Raw genomic sequence first — 17,877 nt, forward strand, 5'->3', positions numbered from 1 at the left:
TGAAAATATTCATTTTTTGTGTTTTATTTTTCTAAAGCTTTTATGTAATTGAAGCTTTGTAAATTTCTTTAATTGTGCTACTTAACTCATTATTAAAGTCGGTATCAGATTGTCCAACTGAAAGACCTTCTGATAGTGCTCTTGAGAAACTCGCAATCAATCCATGATTTTGAGATAGCTTATCATTGGCCTCATCACGAGAATAACCTCCTGATAGTGCAACGACACGAACTACATGTGGATCATTCATTAAATCGCTATAGAAATTATTTACAGTTGGAATCGAAAGCTTCAGCATTACTTTTACATTTTTATCAAGTTTGTTAAGTGCTTTTAAGATTTCTTCTTTTAAAATTGCTTCTGATTTTTCTTTATCGGAACTATAAATATCAACTTCAGGTTCGATAATCGGAATTAATCCTTTTTCAAATATTTGCAAACCAACTGCAAATTGTTGTTCAACAACTTCGCGAATTCCGGCCAGATTTGCTTCTTTAATAACCGAGCGCATTTTTGTTCCAAAAACATTTCGTTCTACAGCTCTTGTAAGCAATTCATCTAAATTAGAAATCGGCTTCATGATTTGTACCCCGTTTGAAAGAGCAGCAAGACCTTTGTCTACTTTTAAAAACGGAACTATATTTTTCTTCTCCCATAAATAATCGGCCGTCCATTGTCCGTCGATTTTACGGTCCATTGTGTTTTCGAATAAGATTGCGCCGAGAATATATTGACTGTCAAAGGCAGGACTTTTAATAATTCGGGTTCGCATTTCATGAACAAGTCCATACATTTCCTCTTCATTTGTGTAACTGCTTTCCTGTACGCCGTATTGTGCTAAAGCTTTTGGAGTGCTTCCGCCACTTTGATCAAGTGCGGCGATAAAGCCTTTTCCGGAATGCATACGATTTAATTGTGCCGTTTTTACATCTTTCTTTTCCATAATAATGATTTTTAATTATTAGAAATCCCTGCTTATGCTTGTTTTTGCTATTTTGAAGACTTTTTAAAGCCCTATTTTCTCATTTGCCTTGTCGTATACTTCTTTTACCTTTTTTGGAGTATCAAATCGATACCCTGCAGAAATTTTAAAAGTGACAATATTATCATTCAATCTTGGATCTACTTTTTCGTCCTGATCAAAACTTGTCGCATTAAGGCTCGCAAAAGCAAAAAAACGATCTTGATTATAAGCCAATTTTAAATTTAAGTCGGCTTGGTATAAAGCTGAGGTGTCACCGTCAACATCATTAATTCCGGCACCCAAAGCAATTCCCGCTCCAATTAAAACGCGGTCACTGATTACAAAATTATAAAAATAAGATGGAGCAAGAGTAAATACGTAAATATCACCAGGAGTTGTATCCGGGCTGTTTAAATCTATGTTGGTGTAATAAAACGAGAACGTTGGGATAAAACTCCCAGAACTTTTAGTTTGCCATTCGTTTTGGCTGACCAGTGTTTTAAAAGAAAAATTATCATTAAAAATATAAGCTGTAGAGCCGCCAATTTTTGTCGTACGCATATCTGGCAATTGTGCCGTTATATTGTTATCCTTTACATAAAACCCTTTTTGATTTATGAAAGTGAAGGATTGCATCCATTTTTTATAATAAAATCGAGTATTGAAATTAAAGTGCTTGGAATGTGAATCGCCAGTATTGCCGCCAAGAAATTTTGGAGCAAAACCTATCGTAACATCAATGATTTTATAATTTAAGTTAAAACCAATTTGTTCTCTTCTGTTCGGAACAAGATCCAAATAGACTTTGGGTTCCTGCTTATCTGAAGCAATTTGAAAACTATTAGAAGTGTCTAAATAATAAACGCTGGCGGTAATTTTATCATTATATGATTTAAAATAGGGATTCTGCAACGTGTCGCTTTGGGCGAAACACCCAAAAACGCTGACAAAAAACGCTATGTAAATCATTTTTAAATCCATTCACGCGGGTTTTCTAACACATTCACCAATTTCTCTTCATCACTTCCAGCTTCTGCATGATGATCATAAACCCATTGCACGTGCGGAGGCAAACTCATCAATATACTCTCAATTCTTCCATTCGTTTTTAAACCGAATAATGTGCCTTTGTCATGAACCAGATTAAACTCCACATAACGGCCACGACGAATTTCCTGCCAAGTTCTTTGTTCTGGAGTATAAGGAAGATTCTTTCTTCTTTCGACAATTGGAACATACGCTTCAAGGAAACTATTACCAACCTCAGTTACAAAGTTATACCAATTTTCCATTGACATTGATTCATTTGCTTTGCAATAATCAAAGAACAAACCGCCAATTCCGCGGGCTTCATTTCGGTGCGCATTCCAGAAATACGAATCACATTGTTTTTTATATTTTGGATAAAACTCTGGATTGTGTTTGTCGCAAGCCGTTTTGCACGTTTGGTGAAAATGTTTTGCATCTTCCTCAAACAAATAATAAGGCGTTAAATCTTGTCCGCCTCCAAACCATTGTTGGATGACTTTTCCTGATTCATCATACATTTCAAAATAACGCCAATTGGCATGAACGGTTGGTGTCATTGGGTTTTTTGGATGTAAAACCAAACTTAATCCGCAGGCAAAGAAATCAGCTTCGCCAACGCCAAACATTTTTTGCATCGTTTCCGGCAATTTTCCATGAACGGCTGAAATGTTTACACCGCCCTTTTCAAAAACAGCACCGTTTTCGATAACGCGAGTTCTTCCGCCTCCGCCTTCTGGACGTTTCCATAAGTCTTCACGGAATTTCGTCGTTCCGTCAACAGCTTCTAGTCCAGCGCAGATTTGATCTTGTAATTGTTGTATGTAGGCGTAAAATTTATCTTTCATGTTGAATATATTCTGATTTAAGTAATCCGAAGTAAACGGTATTTTGCAAAGTGCCATCACCGTTTCTAAATTCGTCCCTTAAAATTCCTTCTTGTTTAAAATTGTGTTTCAATGCAATTTGCTGGCTTGCTAAATTTATTTCTGAAGTACAGATGAAAACTTTGTTAAGTTTCAATTCATCGAAACAGAAAGCTAGTGCATAGGAAACCATTTTGGATGTAATGCCTTTTCCTTGAAAATCTTCGTCAATAAAGTAGCCTAATTCACATTTTGAAATACGGTAATCGATGGTTTTTACACAGAGATAACCAATTAGATTATTGGTGTTTATTTCTCTGGCATAGAAATAATATCCTTCGCTATTTTTTTCTTTGTCTTTACTAACGGAAATGAAATTTTCTGCTTTTTCTGGTGAGTCAGAATTAGCCAGTGTTACGGGAAAAGTTTTTCCAATATGATTTTTATTCTTGTCAATTAGTTTATAAAACTCGTTGGGAAGAATATGTTCAATTCGGTCTATTTTCCAATCTGTAAAACTCATTGTTATTTGTTTTTTAGAGAAGCAATTTTAGTATTGATTCCGAAAGAAAAAACTTTGCTCTCTGCCTGAATATATTGATAAACGGCCAAAGCTTTATTTTCAAAATTAAAGTTTTCAGTTTTAGAAAATTCGACTAAAATATCAGCAAATTGTTCTAATTGTTCCCAATCAAAGGAAAGTTGAATTAAGAATGCGATTAAATCCTCATTTGAATAATCAATTAAACTTTGAATGTTTAATCCGACTTCTTTCAGCTGATTTTCAATTTCTGATTGTTGTAAAATACTCAAAGGATAAGGGACAAAAACAAGAGTTCGTAACGTTTTAAGAACGTTATCAATTCTGATTTTTTCTTCGTCTCTTAAACCTTTGTTTAGCATGCTTTTTAGTTTTCAGTCGCAGTTTTCAGTCGCATTAAAATCTGAAAACTGCGACTGGAAACTGAATACTAGTTCCCATATTCCTTAACCGCGTCAATAAATGCTTTTGCGTGATCTACAGGGATATTTGGTAAAATTCCGTGACCTAAATTTACGATATATTTGTCTTTTCCGAATTCGTCGATCATTTCGTGAACCATTTTTTTGATAGTCGGAATTGGAGAAAGCAATCTTGACGGATCAAAATTTCCTTGTAAAGTAATATTTCCGCCAGACAAGTAACGAGCGTTTCTAGCCGAACAAGTCCAGTCAACCCCTAATGCAGAAGCTTTACTTTTTCCCATTTCGCCAAGAGCAAACCAACATCCTTTTCCGAAAACAATAACCGGAGTAATATCTGCTAAAGCGTCAACAATCTGGTTGATGTATTTCCATGAAAATTCCTGATAGTCAACCGGAGAAAGCATTCCTCCCCAAGAATCAAAAATTTGAACGGCATTTACTCCAGATTTTACTTTTTCTTTTAAATATAAAATAGTCGTATCGGTGATTTTTTGTAATAAAGTATGTGCTGCAGCAGGATTCGAAAAACAGAAACCTTTTGCAGTATCAAAACTTTTAGAACCTTTTCCTTCAACAGCATAACAGAAGATTGTCCAAGGAGAACCAGCGAAACCAATTAACGGCACTTCGTCGTTCAACATTTCCTTAGTCAATTTTACAGCATCAAAAACGTAACCTAAAGTTTCATTTACATCTGGAACAAAAACTTTGTGAACATCTGCTAAAGAACGAATCGGATTTGGAATTATTGGTCCTAAATTATCTTTCAATTCTACGTGAATTCCCATTGCACGAGGGACTACCAAAATATCTGAAAATAAAATTGCCGCATCTGGAGCAATTCTTCTGATTGGCTGTACTGTAATTTCAGCAGCTAATTCAGGAGTTTCGCAACGCGTAAAAAAATCATATTTATCACGAAGTTCTCTAAATTCAGGTAAATATCTTCCTGCCTGACGCATCATCCATACTGGCGGACGCTGCACTGTTTCTCCTTTTAATGCTTTTAAAAATAGGTCGTTTTTTAACATGAGTTTTTTATTTTAGTTGCAAAGTCACAAAGGGACAAAGTTGCAAAGGTTTTTATTTATATTCTTCTAAAACATCTTCAATCACATCTTCAACCGTTGGCTGGTCTGCAATGATGATGTTTTTTGTGATTTTATGTAAAGCTTCGGCAGTGGTTTCTCCAATGCAAAAGCAAGTTTCTTTTTTGATTGTATTCTCTTTCAAATAACTTTCAACACCAGACGGACTGAAAAATAAGATTGCATCAACTGCAGTTTTTATTTTTTGTGGCTGTAACGAGGTATCGTAAACCTGAATTTCGTTCAGTTTTATTCCTGCTTCTTTCAAAGCATTTGGCAGAGTATCTCTTCTCAGATTTCCACTGAAAAAAGTATAGCTTTCATTACGGTAAATCAAAGTGATAATTTCGGCTAAATCTGAAGCGTAACCTGTGTAAGCCACAACATTAAATCCGTTTTCAGATAAAAGAATCTTTGTTTTTAAACCAACACAGTAAACGTTTTTGGTTTTAAGTTTTTCTGATTCTGGATTTGATAAAACACTATAAACCGCATTTTGGCTGGTAAAAATTAAACTTTCGTTGAGGTTTTTAAGTTCGAAAGGTTTGTTTTCGGTTTTGATAAAATCAGCTTCGATTACTTCGATGCCAGCTTTTGTCAACTCTTGTTTTTGAAGAGGAGATAATATTTTGGTAGATAATATCTGAGTTGATTTTGCCATTATTTTTTCAGGGATTCTTTAATTTTCTGCATTAATTCCGTTCCGCCATTATTCAAAATCTCCTGAGCCGAATGAAAACCTAATTTTTTCCATTCTGAAATATCAACGGTTTTGTTGATTTCCAATTTTTGTTTTCCATCGATAGAAAGCAAAACTCCGTGAAAATGAAGTGTATCTTCATCTTCATTATACCTAACCAAAGCCCCGATTGGCGCTGTACATCCGCCTTCAAGCGTTCTTAAAAACTGACGTTCGATATAAGTGCATATTTCAGTTTCAATATGATTTAATTGTGAAAGTGCATCAAGCGTATAATTGTCATCTTCCATTGCCACAACAAGCATTGCTCCTTGTGCCGGCGCCGGAATCATCCAGTCTAAGTTGATGTAATTTTCAGGCTTTAAGTTGATGCGCTCCAAACCTGCAGCAGCAAAAACAGCTCCGTCCCAATTATTGTCTTGTAATTTTTGCATACGCGTATTTACATTTCCACGTAAATCAACTACAGTATGATTTGGGTATTTATTGAACCAAAGCGCCTGACGACGTAAACTTCCTGTCGCAATCGTACTTGGGTTCGCGAAATCGTGATTTCCTTTATGAACCAAAATGTCTAAAACATTGGCTCTTTCTAAAACTGCTGCCTGAACAATTCCTTTTGGCAAAGCCGTTGGAACATCTTTCATGGAATGCACTGCAATATCAATATCACCATTGATCATGGCAATGTCCAGCGTTTTGGTAAAAATTCCAGTTATTCCTAATTCGTAAAGAGGTTTGTCCAGAATAATATCGCCTTGAGATTTAACCGCGACAATTGAAGTTTTATAACCCAAATCGTTCAGTTGTTTTTCGACATTATGCGCTTGCCAAAGTGCTAATTCGCTGTCGCGAGTTCCAATTCTGATTGTTTTTTCAGCCATTTTTTGTTTTTTTACCATTAAGATATTAAGGTAATTAAGCTTTTCTTTGTCAAAGGACATTAAACTTAACTTTCTTAATATAATGGTTCAAATTTTCGTTTAATCTATTAATCTTGCAAAATGATCATTTACAAGAGGTTTCATTGATTTTGTAATATTTGTTGTGTTGAAATTTATCAATAACCCTTGAGGTCTTTGTAATAATTTCATGTAGGTTAATAATTGAGCTTCGTGAATTGGTAATAGGTTTTCTATAGCCTTTAATTCAACAACGACACAATCATTAACCAATAGATCTATTCTTAAATCAGATTCAAATTCAAGATCATAATAATCAATTTTAACAGATAACTGTTGTTTTACATCATATCCGTTTCGTTCTAATTCATATTTGAGGCACTTCTCGTATATACTTTCCAAAAGTCCAGGTCCTAAAGCTTTATGTACTTTTATAGCAAAACCTGTAATTTCATAAGCCAATTGTGTTACCTCTTTTTTTGTCATAGAACGTATTATTGTTTTTTCGCCATTAAGACATTAAGTTAATTAAGCTTTGTGTCAAAAATTGTTTGACTTAATTCTCTTGACAAAGCTTGGACTTAATTTTCTTAATCTCTTAATGGTAAAACTAAATTTTAAGATGCTTTTATTTTGAAGACTTTTTCGATCCATTCGATGCTTTCATCAACCATAGTATCGTCGTCTTTTAAATGATTTGCGAAATGAGTAGTGATTTTCTGAATGATTCTATTACTGATGATTTCAGCTTGTTCTTCGTTGAAGTCAGCGATTTTTTTGCTTTGAAAATCTAATTCCGAGTTTTTAATGGCGTTTAGTTTTTCTTTTAAGGCGTTAATTGTTGGGGCAAATTTTCTGCCTTTCATCCAAATTAGAAATTCTTCTTTGATTTCTTCAATGATCGCTTCAGCAGCTGGAATGTGTAATTTTCTGTTTTCCAAAGTTTCATCTGTCAATTGAGACAAATAATCCATGTGAATCAACGTTACGCCTTCTAATTCCTCAACATTTTCATGAACGTTTTTCGGAATAGACAAATCCAGAATCAACAAAGGTTTTTTAAGATTCAAAATCGCTTTGTCAACCGTTGGGTTTTGCGCGCCGGTTGCCACAACAACAACATCAGCTTTTTGAAGTTCTAAATGTAATTCAGAATAATCTTTAACAATCAGATTTAATTTTCCAGCTAATTTCTCCGCTTTGTCTTTCGTTCTGTTGATTAAAGTAATGTGTTCGTTTTTAGTGTGTTTTACTAAATTCTCACAAGTGTTTCTTCCAATTTTTCCAGTTCCGAAAAGCAAAATATTTTTATTGCTGATATCTTCAACATTCTTCAAAATATATTGTACCGATGCAAAAGAAACCGAAGTAGCGCCAGAGCTGATCTCCGTTTCATTTTTAATTCTCTTGCTCGCCTGAATCACTGCATTCACCAATCTTTCCATGAAATTATTGGCCAATCCCATTGATTTTGAATGAACAAAACTAGTTTTGATTTGAGATATAATTTCAAAATCGCCCAGAATCTGACTATCTAATCCAGTTCCTACGCGAAATAAATGATTTATTGCTTCTTGATTTTTGTAAACGAAACCAACTCTTTGAAAAGCGTCAACAGAACCATTGCTGTTGTCGCAGATAAGTTTTATTAATTGAAATGGATGTTCAGCAAAACCGTAAATTTCAGTTCTGTTGCAAGTTGAAGTAACTAGTAAACTTTCTATTCCATCGTTTTTAGCTTGTTCCAGCAAACGCGTTTTCGCAATTGCGTCTAAACTAAATTGACCTCTGACCTCAGCATCAGCTTTTTTATAACTCAGACCAACTGAGTAAAAATAAAGGTGTTTCGGTACATTATTGTTTTCCATAAATTCACTTTCATAAAGTGCAACAAAATTATTGCAATAGTGTTTATAAAAGTAACGCTAAAAGTACTTTTTATATCGCTGTATGTTTTTTTGAACCTAAATGGGTGTTTTTGAGTAAAAAGGACTATTTTTGTAGCAAAATCAACTCATTTCAAGTGATTAGTTTAGAGTGATTCTAAATAACATTTCGCGTTAGATTTGATTTTAGTTAAAAAAAAATATCGCTATGAGTTCTCAAGAAGTTATAAAAATTGAAGACGACTTTACGCTGATCCGTTTTCAAAATGATAGTTTGGAACCTTTTTCTGCACAGCACGAAATAGGTACTGGCTTGATACAGTTTCACTTCGGGATAAAAGGCAATGCTAAATTCTTGTTCAATCAAGGTTCTTATGCTTTAGATCTGAAGGAAGAAAAATCACTGCTTTTATACAATCCGCAGAAAGAATTACCGCTTAATTTAGAATTGGCTCCAAACTCGTGGGTCATTTCGGTAATTGTTTCCATCAAAAAATTTCACGCGTTGTTTTCTGCCGAAGCCGATTATATTACTTTTTTAAGTCCTGATAATAAAGACAAAAAGTATTATAATGAAGGAAATATTAGTCCGTCAATGGCAATTGTACTGAGTCAGCTGTTTCATTATAATCTTCATCCGTCTATAAAAAACCTTTATTATAAGGGAAAAGGATACGAATTATTGAGTTTGTATTTCAATAGAACCGAAGATCCGAATGCAGAACAATGTCCGTTTTTGATTGATGAAGATAATGTGCTGAAAATCAGAAAAGCAAAAGAAATCATTATCGCGAATATGGCTGAGCCGCCGGGATTGCAAGAACTGGCAGATGAAATTGGTTTGAATTTGAAGAAACTCAAAATGGGTTTCAAACAAATTTACGGCGACACGGTTTACGGTTTCCTCTTCGATTATAAAATGGATTTCGCCCGAAAACTTTTAGACAGCGGTTCTTATAATGTAAACGAAGTTGGACTGAAAATTGGTTATAGCACAGGAAGTCACTTTATTGCGGCGTTCAAGAAAAAGTTCGCGACGACACCTAAAAAGTATTTGATGTCTATTAATGCGAATGTTTAGATTTTTGTTCGCCACTCCCGATAGCTATCGGGATCATGAATTAATCTGCGAACATCTGTTCTAATCTGTTTAGATCTGCGTGAAAAATTTCACGAATTGTTCAAATCGATTTTAAATATTCTACAATAATTAAAAAGTAATAATTATCATATTTCTAAAAAGTAGCAAGCCCTACTTTTGACGAAATTTTAAAAACAAATAAAAAGCTTAAAGCCCAGCGCTTAAAGCCTAAAGCAAAAAAATAATGAAAGGCGTATTATTAGTAAACTTAGGATCTCCAGACAGTCCAACTCCAAAAGATGTAAAACCTTATTTAGATGAATTTTTAATGGATAAATACGTGATCGATGTTCCGTATTTATTGAGAGCATTATTAGTTCGTGGAATCATTCTAAGAAAAAGACCAGAAGAATCAGCACACGCTTACGCAAAAATTTGGTGGGAAGAAGGTTCTCCGTTAATCGTTCTTTCTGAAAGAATGCATAAAAAAGTGCAGCCTTTAACCAATGTTCCGGTTGAATTGGCAATGCGTTACGGATCAATGACAATCGAAAAAGGTTTACAGAAACTGCACGATCAAGGCGTTACAGAAGTTTTGCTTTTCCCGCTTTATCCACAATATGCAATGGCTTCTACTTTGACGATTTTAGTTTTGGCAGAAGAAATCCGCAAAGCGAAATTTCCTCACATGAAATTTACAGATGTTCCGGCATTTTACAACAAACCGGATTACATCAAAAACGTTGCTGATTCAATTAAAACACATTTGCGTGATTTTGATTATGATCAATTGGTGTTTTCATACCACGGAATTCCGGAACGTCATATTCGCAAAACTGATGTGACTAAATCACATTGTAAAATTGATGGATCTTGTTGCAATACACCTTCGCCGGCGCATGATTTTTGCTACCGTCATCAATGTTATGAAACCACTCGTCTGGTTGTTGAACAATTAGGAATTCCAAAAGACAAATATTGCTTGACTTTCCAATCGAGATTGGCGGGCGATAAATGGCTAGAACCTTATACAGACATTGAAATAAACAACATGCCAGCAAAAGGAATTAAGAAAATTGCAGTCGTAACGCCTGCGTTTGTAACAGATTGTCTAGAAACTCTTGAAGAAATCGCCATGCGCGCCAAAGAAGATTTCGAAGAAAATGGAGGGAAAGAATTCTTAACCATTCCGTGTTTGAATGATGATGATGAATGGTGCGAAACGGTTGGAAATTGGATTAATGATTGGGCTTCGAAATAGAAAATAGAGGCAAGAGTAAAGAAAAAAGACTTTATAATGGACGCAAGTTGTGTTCAAAATAATATTTGTTTCAAGTTTCAGGTTTCAAGTTAGAATCAACTTTAAGAAAACCTGAAACTTGAAACCTGAAACAAAAATTATGGAATATTATAATTACCTAAAATCACTGCATCTTATTTTTGTGATAACTTGGTTTGCAGGTTTGTTTTATATTGTGCGTTTGTTTGTTTACCAAATCGAAGCAAATGAAAAACCTTCACCAGAAAAAGAAATTCTTCAGGCGCAATATAAAATAATGGCCTATCGTTTGTGGTACATAATTACGTGGCCGTCGGCGATTTTGGCAAGTATTTTTGCTTTTTGGATGCTGTTTTTTACAGATGCTGGTCATATTTGGATCACAATGCCGTGGATGCATGTAAAATTATGTTTCGTTTTTCTTTTATATTTATATCACGGAAAATGTCATCAGATTTTCAAACAATTGCAAAATGATGAGGTGAAATATTCCAATAATTTTATGCGCTTATGGAATGAAGGAGCTACAATTATTCTGTTTGCCGTGGTCTTTTTAGTAGTTTTAAAAAGTGCCGTCAACTGGATTTTCGGTGTAATTGGAATTATTTTATTTTCGGTTTTAATAATGTTAGGGTTTCGTTTTTACAAACGAATACGTGAAAGAAAATAGTTTTGCATTTCGCAGTATAGTAAATAAATAACTTTTAAAAAGTATGATTAAAAAAGCAGATGTTTATTTTACTATTGCTCTTATTAGCGCTATATATTTTGCGATGGTTTGCGGAGCTTGGATTTTTTTTATGAATCTTTTTTTAGGACCTCCAGTTTTTATTATTAGTTATATGTTTTGGAAAAAAGGATTAAAAATTGATATAAGGATTGATCGATATAAATATATCAAATATGCATGGTGGAGCGGTATCCCAATTTCGGTGTTATCATTAAGCGGTTATTTAATATTTGATTAAAAAGATATTTGAAAGATTCGGTTTCAAGTTGCCAATCGCAACGTAACCTGAAACTTGAAACCTGAAACAAAATAAAACAAAAATTATGTTTAACAACTTCAAAATGACAATGCTGTCCCTTCGTACCAGGATTTTCCTGTCGATGATTGTATTGATTGTTGTGGCATCTTTTTTATTGGCTTCGATTTCAATTATTCAGTTTAAAACTGAGGCCAAAGAATATCATCAGGAACGTTTAGAACGAAAAGAAAATGCAGTAAAAGAACATATCAATTATGTGCTTTCGACCACGACTTACCCGCTTAAAACACAAAACCTGGATTTAATCTTCAAAGATAAAATTCACGAGTTAGCGCAGATTCATAAAATTGAAATCAACATTTACAGCCTTGACGGAAAACTGCTTAAATCTTCAAAAGAATCTTTTGCCGTTGACAAAGCACCGCCGCCAATTCCGGAATATATTTTAAAATTAGTCCGTTCCTCTATCGAAAAGCGTTTTGTCGACATTAAAACCATTGATGGAGTAAAAAATAGATCTTCATATAGTTTAATAAAAGACGAAAAATTCAAACCACTCGGAATTCTAAATCTTCCGTATTTAGAAGACGACGGTTATTACGATAATGAGTTGAATACTTTCCTGATTCGCTTAAGTCAAGTATATTCTTTTATGCTTATTGTGGCTTTTGGATTGGCGTATTTACTTTCAACCTATATCACAAAATCGTTAAAAACAATTTCAGACCGTTTGGAAGAAACAAATCTGGATCAGAAAAACGAAAAAATTGTTTTAGAAGCCAATAGTAAAGAAGTCAACTTCCTGATAAAAGCTTATAATGGAATGGTTGATAAACTGGAAACCAGTGCGATTAAATTAGCACAAAGTGAGCGTGAAGAAGCCTGGCGCGAAATGGCGAAACAGGTTGCACACGAAATTAAAAATCCACTTACACCAATGCGATTAACAGTTCAAAGTTTCCAAAGAAAGTTTGATCCTGCCGCTCCAGATGTCAAGCAGAAAATGAATGATTATTCTGAAACCTTAATTCAGCAGATTGATACCATGACGGCAGTGGCTTCGGCATTTTCGAACTTTGCTTCGATGCCGGCGCAGCAAAATGAAACTTTGAATGTGGTTGAGGTTGTCGAATTGGCATTGGATATTTTCAACGAAGAATATATTTCTTTCGAAAGTGATGAAGAAGAAATTATTTCGAAAATGGATCGTACGCAGTTGATCCGTGTTATTACGAATTTGGTTAAAAATGCGACTCAGGCTATTCCCGAAAGTCAGTTTAAGAAATCAATTGTAGTTACCGTAAAAAGGAGAAATAATAATGTTGAAATCGCGGTAAAAGACAATGGAATTGGAATCCAGAAACTAGATATCGGCCGAATTTTTGAACCAAAATTCACCACTAAAACTAGTGGTATGGGACTTGGACTCGGAATTATAAAAAACATCATAGAAAATTACAAAGGAACAATTACCTTTGAATCAGCTTACGGAAAAGGAACCACTTTTACGGTTTCTTTGCCTATTACAAACTCATAAAATCAGCGTCATGAATTACGAAAATATTTTAATTGCTATTGAAGAGAAAATTGCAACAATTACAATTAACAGACCTGCTAAATTAAATGCTTTAAACAAAGCAACAATCAGTGATCTGAGTGAAGCAATAAAGTTATTGAGCAAAAATGATGAAGTTCGCGCTATAATTTTAACCGGAAGCGGTGAAAAAGCTTTTGTTGCCGGAGCTGATATTTCAGAATTTGCCAATTATACCGTTGTTGAAGGTGCACAATTGGCAGCAGAAGGTCAGGAAACTTTATTCGATTTTATCGAAAACCTTAAAAAACCTGTTATCGCAGCCGTAAATGGTTTTGCTCTTGGAGGCGGATTAGAACTGGCAATGGCTTGTCATTTTAGAGTCGCTTCAGACAATGCAAAAATGGGATTGCCAGAAGTAACTTTAGGATTAATTCCGGGTTATGGAGGAACGCAGCGTTTACCGCAGTTAGTTGGAAAAGGCCGTGCCATGGAAATGATTATGACGGCAGCAATGATTTCTGCAGAGGAAGCAAAACAATATGGTTTAGTAAATCATGTTGTGCCTCAAGCAGAACTTTTATCTTTCACAACTGTAATAGTGCAAAAAATCATTAAAAACGCTCCGTTTGCGATAGCAAAAGCTATAAAAGCTATAAATGCTAATTTTGAAGATGGCAAAAACGGATTTGATACAGAGATAAAATCTTTCGGAAAATGTTTCGGAACGCAGGATTTTAAAGAAGGAACAACCGCGTTTTTAGAAAAACGTAAAGCCGAATTTACAGGAAAATAATTTTTTCTTAACCGCAATCCCGATAGCTATCGGGGGCGAGGGATTACCCAAAGCACACAAAGAAAATAAAAAACTTAGCGACCTTTGCGTAAATCTTTGCGACCTTTGCGGTTAAAATAATAGGCAAAGGTTTTAAAAACTTAGAACCTTAGCATCTCAGAACCTTAGCACCTTTAAAAAAAATGTACGAACCAATATTTGCCCTTTTTTGTGAACGAGTTAAAGAAAGCATCCAAAATGGAACTTTCGCAAAACTGACTTTGGCAAAAACAATGGGCGACACAGAAATAAAAAACATCTATTTCAGACTAGTTCTGAATGAAGATGACACTTTCTCCATTTCATTAACTTCTCGATATAAAACCGAAGAAATTGAAAGCATTCATAGTTTAGAGGAAGCTTTGTTGGTTTTGGGAACTTATATCAAAAAACCTTTTCTGACAGCGCTTTTGTTTACTACAGACAACGATGTAACTTTTAAAGTAAATAAAAAGAACGCCGGAAGTATTATCGAGCAAGACCCGACATTTAAAAATGCTTCGCCGGTTATGTTGGAGATGATTGAAAAAGGAATAATCTAAAATTGTTAAAGTTTTTCGGCTTTATTATTTTGTAAGAAAAATACTTTAAATTTGCATTGTTTTTTAAAATGAAAAACAATGCAAGGTAACGTATATAGTATATCAGATAGATTGAAAGCTTTTATTACTTTTTTTTCAATCTCATTTATAATTGCTTTAATAGGCTTATTAATAATTCCATTTATTTCTTTGCCTGCCGATGCTTTTGCATTAAAAATGTATTATACCTGCTGTTCAATAAATTTCTTTTACTATTCGATGCCTTTATTAATCATGGCATTAATTGTTTTTGACGCTGTTTTGATTATTTCGGTTTTTAGTAAAAAGATAATTTTTGCTAGTGATTCGATTATTTTGAAAAACGCATTTGCAACCCGCCGATTAAAGTTTGATGAAATTAAAGGTTTCAGTGTGAGTCATTTCATCCTTTATATAAAAACAAATTCTAAAGATAAAAAAGGACTTTCAATAAATCTATTGAGCTTAAACAGAGCTGATAATCTGATTCAGAATTTGGAGAATCATTTTGTGAATTTAGATTTTTAAAGACAGAATTGAGTTTTTAAACCAGCTTCACAAATAAATTAGAAGCAATTTTATTCGAAATTGACAACTCCTTTCCGTCAACATTAATTCGGACCGATAAATCAAAAGATTCTTTAGAAAGAAATTCAATTTTTGAACCCAAAGCAATTCCTTGTTTGTCCAGATATTTCAAAAATTCTGATGAAGTGTCTTTCACGCCCACACAAACACCGGTTTGGTTCTCTTCTAATTCAGATAAAAGCTGTTTTTCAATTTTAATAATTCGGCCGTTGGCATCCGGAATAGGGTCGCCGTGCGGATCTTCTGTCGGATTTCCAAGAAAATCATCCAGACGGTTGATCAATTGTTCCGATTTGATGTGTTCTAATTGTTCTGCAATATCGTGAACCTCATCCCAAGAGAAATTCAGCTTTTCAACTAAAAACACTTCCCATAAACGGTGTTTTCTGACAATCATTTTGGCTGCCAGTTTTCCGTTTTCGGTCAAAGAAACTCCTTGGTATTTTTTATAATTAACCAAATCTTTATCTGCCAGCTTTTTAAGCATATCAGTAACCGAAGATGCTTTGGTTTCCATCATTTCAGCAATAGCATTGGTACTCACTTCGGTTTCTAAAGAAGCAGTTAAGTGATATATTGATTTTAGATAATTTTCTTCTGAAAAGGTCATTTTTTGAAAGGTTCTAAGGTTCTGAGGGACTAAGATTCTAAGTTTTAAGAATCCAAAAGAAAATCTCAGAATCTTAGTATCTTAGAACCTTAGCAACTATTTTACTATCAACAAAGGTATCGAAATTTTATGTCTCAACTTATCTACCGTTGTGCCAAAAAGAATATCTTTTAATCCGGTGTGGCCGTGGGTTCCCATAACGAGAATATCAAAATTTCCTTCGTTTATAATTTTCGGAATTACGTTGTTTGGTTTTCCAAAACCAAGTTTCGTTTCGATTTTGAAACCTTTTTCTGAAAGCATGCTTTGATACTCTAAAAGCAATTTTTCGTCTATAGTAGTTTCATGATCGTCCACATTTCCTCCATACATTAAAGCACCGACAGTTTCAACAATGTGAATAAGTGTGTATTGAGTGTCGCTTCCGCCTAATTCAAAAGCTTTGTTTAGCGCTGCTTCATCGGCTTTTGAGAAATCGACAGAAACCGCTATGTTTTTTATGCTTTGGCTTTCTTTTGGTGTAAACTGCAGTTTCAGGTTGTGCGGAGAATGATTGAGGGTTTTTATTTTTGCTTTCGCAATGAAAGGTTTAAAAACGATGTATAACAACAATCCAAGGAATCCGAAAGCGAGTGGCACAACAGTAAACCAGAGAACAGCAGGATGATTTGAACTTTCGAGCCAAGAAGTAATTTCATCATAAACTAATTTTGCATTTAATGAAACGATAATCGCAGCAATAATCCAGGAAACGAACTGTGTGGTTTTTGAAATATGAAAACCGTTCATTTTTGATTTGTCACTCACGAAATGAATAAGCGGAATTATGGCAAATCCTAATTGAAGGCTCAGAATAACTTGGCTTAAAATCAATAATTTGCCGGTTACGCTTTCGCCATAAATATAAATCACGATCAAAGCCGGAACAATGGCAATTAAACGTGTGATGATTCGGCGTACCCAAGGCTGAATACGCAAATGCAGATAACCTTCCATAACAATTTGTCCTGCAAGCGTTCCGGTTACGGTCGAACTTTGTCCCGCAGCGATTAAGGCTACTGCAAATAAAATTGGCGCCCATTTAGTTCCTAATAAAGGTTCCAGAAATTTATGTGCATCCTGAATTTCAGCAACTTCAAACATTCCATTTTTGTGAAATGTTGCCGCGGCGAGAATTAAGATGGCAGCATTAACAAAGAAAGCAAGGTTTAGGGCAATCGTAGAATCTATTAAATTGTATTTTAAGGCTTGTTTTATTCCGGCTGGAGTTCGGTCAAATTTTCTGGTTTGGACCAAAGACGAATGCAGGTAAAGATTGTGTGGCATTACAGTCGCTCCGATAATTCCGATGGCAATATACAAAGCCGCCGAATTTGGGATTGAAGGAATTAGTCCGGCGAGGATTTTTGGAACTTCCGGTTGGGCAAAAATCATTTCGAAGATGAAAGAAAAACCAATAATTGCGACTAAAACAATAATAAAGGCCTCCATTTTGCGAATTCCTTTGTTGATTAGAAATAAGAGAAGAAAAGTGTCTAAAACGGTAATTAAAACACCTTCCATTAAAGGAATTCCAAATAAAAGGTTTATTCCGATTGCCATTCCGAGAACTTCTGCCAAATCACAGGCTGCAATTGCAATTTCCGCCAGAAAGTATAAAATGTAGTTGATGAATTTAGAATAGGTTTCACGCGAAGCTTGCGCCAAATCACGTTGTGTAACAATTCCGAGACGCGCGCTTAAACTTTGCAAAAGCAGCGCCATTAAGTTGCTCATCAATAAGACCCAGACAAGCGTATAACCAAACTGACTTCCGCCGGCAATGTCTGTTGCCCAGTTTCCGGGATCCATATAACCAACGCTGACTAAATATGCGGGGCCCAAAAAGGCTAATATTTTCCTGAATCCTGTTTTTTTATGTTCTGTAGCAACCGATTGGTTTACTTCTTCTAAAGATTTGGTCATTGTAAAAAATGTTGTTTTAACAAATATATGTAAAAATT

At 34.7% G+C, this 17,877-nt stretch carries 20 protein-coding genes; 8 read left to right on the forward strand and 12 right to left on the reverse strand.

Annotation, left to right across the window (positions count from 1 at the left end; all coding sequences use genetic code 11):
- Window positions 1-40 precede the first annotated feature (40 nt).
- From GKZ88_RS20320 to hemA, 10 genes are all read right to left on the reverse strand, one after another.
- Entirely contained in the window at window positions 41-943 is a 903-nt protein-coding gene (locus tag GKZ88_RS20320) for a fructose bisphosphate aldolase (RefSeq protein WP_155104145.1), read from the reverse strand.
- A gap of 63 nt (window positions 944-1,006) precedes the next feature.
- Window positions 1,007-1,933, reverse strand: a complete 927-nt coding sequence (locus GKZ88_RS20325; RefSeq protein WP_230392568.1) for a DUF4421 family protein — start codon at window positions 1,931-1,933, stop codon at window positions 1,007-1,009.
- Window positions 1,934-1,935: 2 nt separating this feature from the next.
- A complete protein-coding gene (gene hemF, locus GKZ88_RS20330; protein ID WP_155104147.1) occupies window positions 1,936-2,838 on the reverse strand; it encodes an oxygen-dependent coproporphyrinogen oxidase in 903 nt (300 codons plus the stop codon).
- On the reverse strand, window positions 2,828-3,379 hold the full coding sequence (locus GKZ88_RS20335) for a GNAT family protein (RefSeq protein ID WP_155104148.1): 552 nt from the start codon (window positions 3,377-3,379) through the stop codon (window positions 2,828-2,830). Before GKZ88_RS20335 ends, hemF begins: the two co-directional genes overlap by 11 nt.
- 2 nt (window positions 3,380-3,381) lie before the next feature.
- On the reverse strand, window positions 3,382-3,759 hold the full coding sequence (locus GKZ88_RS20340) for a hypothetical protein (RefSeq protein WP_155104149.1): 378 nt from the start codon (window positions 3,757-3,759) through the stop codon (window positions 3,382-3,384).
- A 68-nt stretch (window positions 3,760-3,827) separates the two neighbouring features.
- Complete coding sequence (hemE, locus tag GKZ88_RS20345) at window positions 3,828-4,853, reverse strand: uroporphyrinogen decarboxylase (protein WP_155104150.1); 1,026 nt, start codon at window positions 4,851-4,853, stop codon at window positions 3,828-3,830.
- Between the two features lie 52 nt (window positions 4,854-4,905).
- The gene (locus tag GKZ88_RS20350; protein ID WP_155104151.1) at window positions 4,906-5,571 is read right to left on the reverse strand and encodes a uroporphyrinogen-III synthase; all 666 of its coding nucleotides are present in this window, start codon (window positions 5,569-5,571) and stop codon (window positions 4,906-4,908) included.
- The gene (hemC, locus tag GKZ88_RS20355; RefSeq protein WP_155104152.1) at window positions 5,571-6,494 is read right to left on the reverse strand and encodes a hydroxymethylbilane synthase; all 924 of its coding nucleotides are present in this window, start codon (window positions 6,492-6,494) and stop codon (window positions 5,571-5,573) included. The genes GKZ88_RS20350 and hemC overlap by 1 nt, the downstream gene beginning before the upstream one ends.
- 99 nt (window positions 6,495-6,593) lie before the next feature.
- The gene (locus GKZ88_RS20360; protein WP_089053462.1) at window positions 6,594-6,998 is read right to left on the reverse strand and encodes a GxxExxY protein; all 405 of its coding nucleotides are present in this window, start codon (window positions 6,996-6,998) and stop codon (window positions 6,594-6,596) included.
- A 131-nt stretch (window positions 6,999-7,129) separates the two neighbouring features.
- Window positions 7,130-8,380, reverse strand: a complete 1,251-nt coding sequence (gene hemA, locus GKZ88_RS20365; protein WP_155104153.1) for a glutamyl-tRNA reductase — start codon at window positions 8,378-8,380, stop codon at window positions 7,130-7,132.
- Between the two features lie 226 nt (window positions 8,381-8,606).
- Between hemA and GKZ88_RS20370 the strand changes: the two genes are divergently transcribed.
- The 8 genes from GKZ88_RS20370 to GKZ88_RS20405 all read left to right on the forward strand — a co-directional run bounded on the left by GKZ88_RS20370 (window position 8,607) and on the right by GKZ88_RS20405 (window position 15,204).
- Window positions 8,607-9,479: an AraC family transcriptional regulator gene (locus tag GKZ88_RS20370; RefSeq protein WP_115887709.1), complete on the forward strand. Its 873-nt coding sequence runs from the start codon at window positions 8,607-8,609 to the stop codon at window positions 9,477-9,479.
- A 244-nt stretch (window positions 9,480-9,723) separates the two neighbouring features.
- Window positions 9,724-10,740: a ferrochelatase gene (gene hemH, locus GKZ88_RS20375; protein WP_155104154.1), complete on the forward strand. Its 1,017-nt coding sequence runs from the start codon at window positions 9,724-9,726 to the stop codon at window positions 10,738-10,740.
- A 139-nt stretch (window positions 10,741-10,879) separates the two neighbouring features.
- Window positions 10,880-11,428 (forward strand): CopD family protein, encoded by a 549-nt coding sequence (locus tag GKZ88_RS20380; protein ID WP_155104155.1) that lies wholly within the window; start codon window positions 10,880-10,882, stop codon window positions 11,426-11,428.
- A 43-nt stretch (window positions 11,429-11,471) separates the two neighbouring features.
- A complete protein-coding gene (locus GKZ88_RS20385) occupies window positions 11,472-11,726 on the forward strand; it encodes a hypothetical protein (protein ID WP_155104156.1) in 255 nt (84 codons plus the stop codon).
- A gap of 142 nt (window positions 11,727-11,868) precedes the next feature.
- Window positions 11,869-13,284 (forward strand): HAMP domain-containing sensor histidine kinase, encoded by a 1,416-nt coding sequence (locus GKZ88_RS20390; RefSeq protein ID WP_155104255.1) that lies wholly within the window; start codon window positions 11,869-11,871, stop codon window positions 13,282-13,284.
- A 10-nt stretch (window positions 13,285-13,294) separates the two neighbouring features.
- Window positions 13,295-14,077 (forward strand): enoyl-CoA hydratase-related protein, encoded by a 783-nt coding sequence (locus tag GKZ88_RS20395; RefSeq protein ID WP_155104157.1) that lies wholly within the window; start codon window positions 13,295-13,297, stop codon window positions 14,075-14,077.
- 182 nt (window positions 14,078-14,259) lie between these two features.
- Entirely contained in the window at window positions 14,260-14,658 is a 399-nt protein-coding gene (locus tag GKZ88_RS20400) for a hypothetical protein (protein WP_155104158.1), read from the forward strand.
- Window positions 14,659-14,736: 78 nt separating this feature from the next.
- A complete protein-coding gene (locus tag GKZ88_RS20405; protein WP_155104159.1) occupies window positions 14,737-15,204 on the forward strand; it encodes a hypothetical protein in 468 nt (155 codons plus the stop codon).
- Window positions 15,205-15,220: 16 nt separating this feature from the next.
- On the opposite strand, the gene GKZ88_RS20410 is transcribed toward GKZ88_RS20405, so the two are convergent.
- Window positions 15,221-15,874: a metal-dependent transcriptional regulator gene (locus GKZ88_RS20410; RefSeq protein WP_155104160.1), complete on the reverse strand. Its 654-nt coding sequence runs from the start codon at window positions 15,872-15,874 to the stop codon at window positions 15,221-15,223.
- A 96-nt stretch (window positions 15,875-15,970) separates the two neighbouring features.
- A complete protein-coding gene (locus GKZ88_RS20415; RefSeq protein WP_155104161.1) occupies window positions 15,971-17,839 on the reverse strand; it encodes an Nramp family divalent metal transporter in 1,869 nt (622 codons plus the stop codon).
- Window positions 17,840-17,877: the final 38 nt, after the last annotated feature.

Origin of the sequence: Flavobacterium sp. LC2016-01 (assembly GCF_009711135.1) — a bacterium.
Classification (GTDB): Bacteria; Bacteroidota; Bacteroidia; order Flavobacteriales; family Flavobacteriaceae; genus Flavobacterium.

Coding starts and splice junctions, on each gene's coding strand:
- GKZ88_RS20320 (WP_155104145.1), bottom strand. CDS start 943: ATGGAAAAGAAAGATGTAAAAACGGCACAATTAAATCGTATGCATTCC.
- GKZ88_RS20325 (WP_230392568.1), bottom strand. CDS start 1,933: ATGATTTACATAGCGTTTTTTGTCAGCGTTTTTGGGTGTTTCGCCCAA.
- hemF (WP_155104147.1), bottom strand. CDS start 2,838: ATGAAAGATAAATTTTACGCCTACATACAACAATTACAAGATCAAATC.
- GKZ88_RS20335 (WP_155104148.1), bottom strand. CDS start 3,379: ATGAGTTTTACAGATTGGAAAATAGACCGAATTGAACATATTCTTCCC.
- GKZ88_RS20340 (WP_155104149.1), bottom strand. CDS start 3,759: ATGCTAAACAAAGGTTTAAGAGACGAAGAAAAAATCAGAATTGATAAC.
- hemE (WP_155104150.1), bottom strand. CDS start 4,853: ATGTTAAAAAACGACCTATTTTTAAAAGCATTAAAAGGAGAAACAGTG.
- GKZ88_RS20350 (WP_155104151.1), bottom strand. CDS start 5,571: ATGGCAAAATCAACTCAGATATTATCTACCAAAATATTATCTCCTCTT.
- hemC (WP_155104152.1), bottom strand. CDS start 6,494: ATGGCTGAAAAAACAATCAGAATTGGAACTCGCGACAGCGAATTAGCA.
- GKZ88_RS20360 (WP_089053462.1), bottom strand. CDS start 6,998: ATGACAAAAAAAGAGGTAACACAATTGGCTTATGAAATTACAGGTTTT.
- hemA (WP_155104153.1), bottom strand. CDS start 8,380: ATGGAAAACAATAATGTACCGAAACACCTTTATTTTTACTCAGTTGGT.
- GKZ88_RS20370 (WP_115887709.1), top strand. CDS start 8,607: ATGAGTTCTCAAGAAGTTATAAAAATTGAAGACGACTTTACGCTGATC.
- hemH (WP_155104154.1), top strand. CDS start 9,724: ATGAAAGGCGTATTATTAGTAAACTTAGGATCTCCAGACAGTCCAACT.
- GKZ88_RS20380 (WP_155104155.1), top strand. CDS start 10,880: ATGGAATATTATAATTACCTAAAATCACTGCATCTTATTTTTGTGATA.
- GKZ88_RS20385 (WP_155104156.1), top strand. CDS start 11,472: ATGATTAAAAAAGCAGATGTTTATTTTACTATTGCTCTTATTAGCGCT.
- GKZ88_RS20390 (WP_155104255.1), top strand. CDS start 11,869: ATGATTGTATTGATTGTTGTGGCATCTTTTTTATTGGCTTCGATTTCA.
- GKZ88_RS20395 (WP_155104157.1), top strand. CDS start 13,295: ATGAATTACGAAAATATTTTAATTGCTATTGAAGAGAAAATTGCAACA.
- GKZ88_RS20400 (WP_155104158.1), top strand. CDS start 14,260: ATGTACGAACCAATATTTGCCCTTTTTTGTGAACGAGTTAAAGAAAGC.
- GKZ88_RS20405 (WP_155104159.1), top strand. CDS start 14,737: ATGCAAGGTAACGTATATAGTATATCAGATAGATTGAAAGCTTTTATT.
- GKZ88_RS20410 (WP_155104160.1), bottom strand. CDS start 15,874: ATGACCTTTTCAGAAGAAAATTATCTAAAATCAATATATCACTTAACT.
- GKZ88_RS20415 (WP_155104161.1), bottom strand. CDS start 17,839: ATGACCAAATCTTTAGAAGAAGTAAACCAATCGGTTGCTACAGAACAT.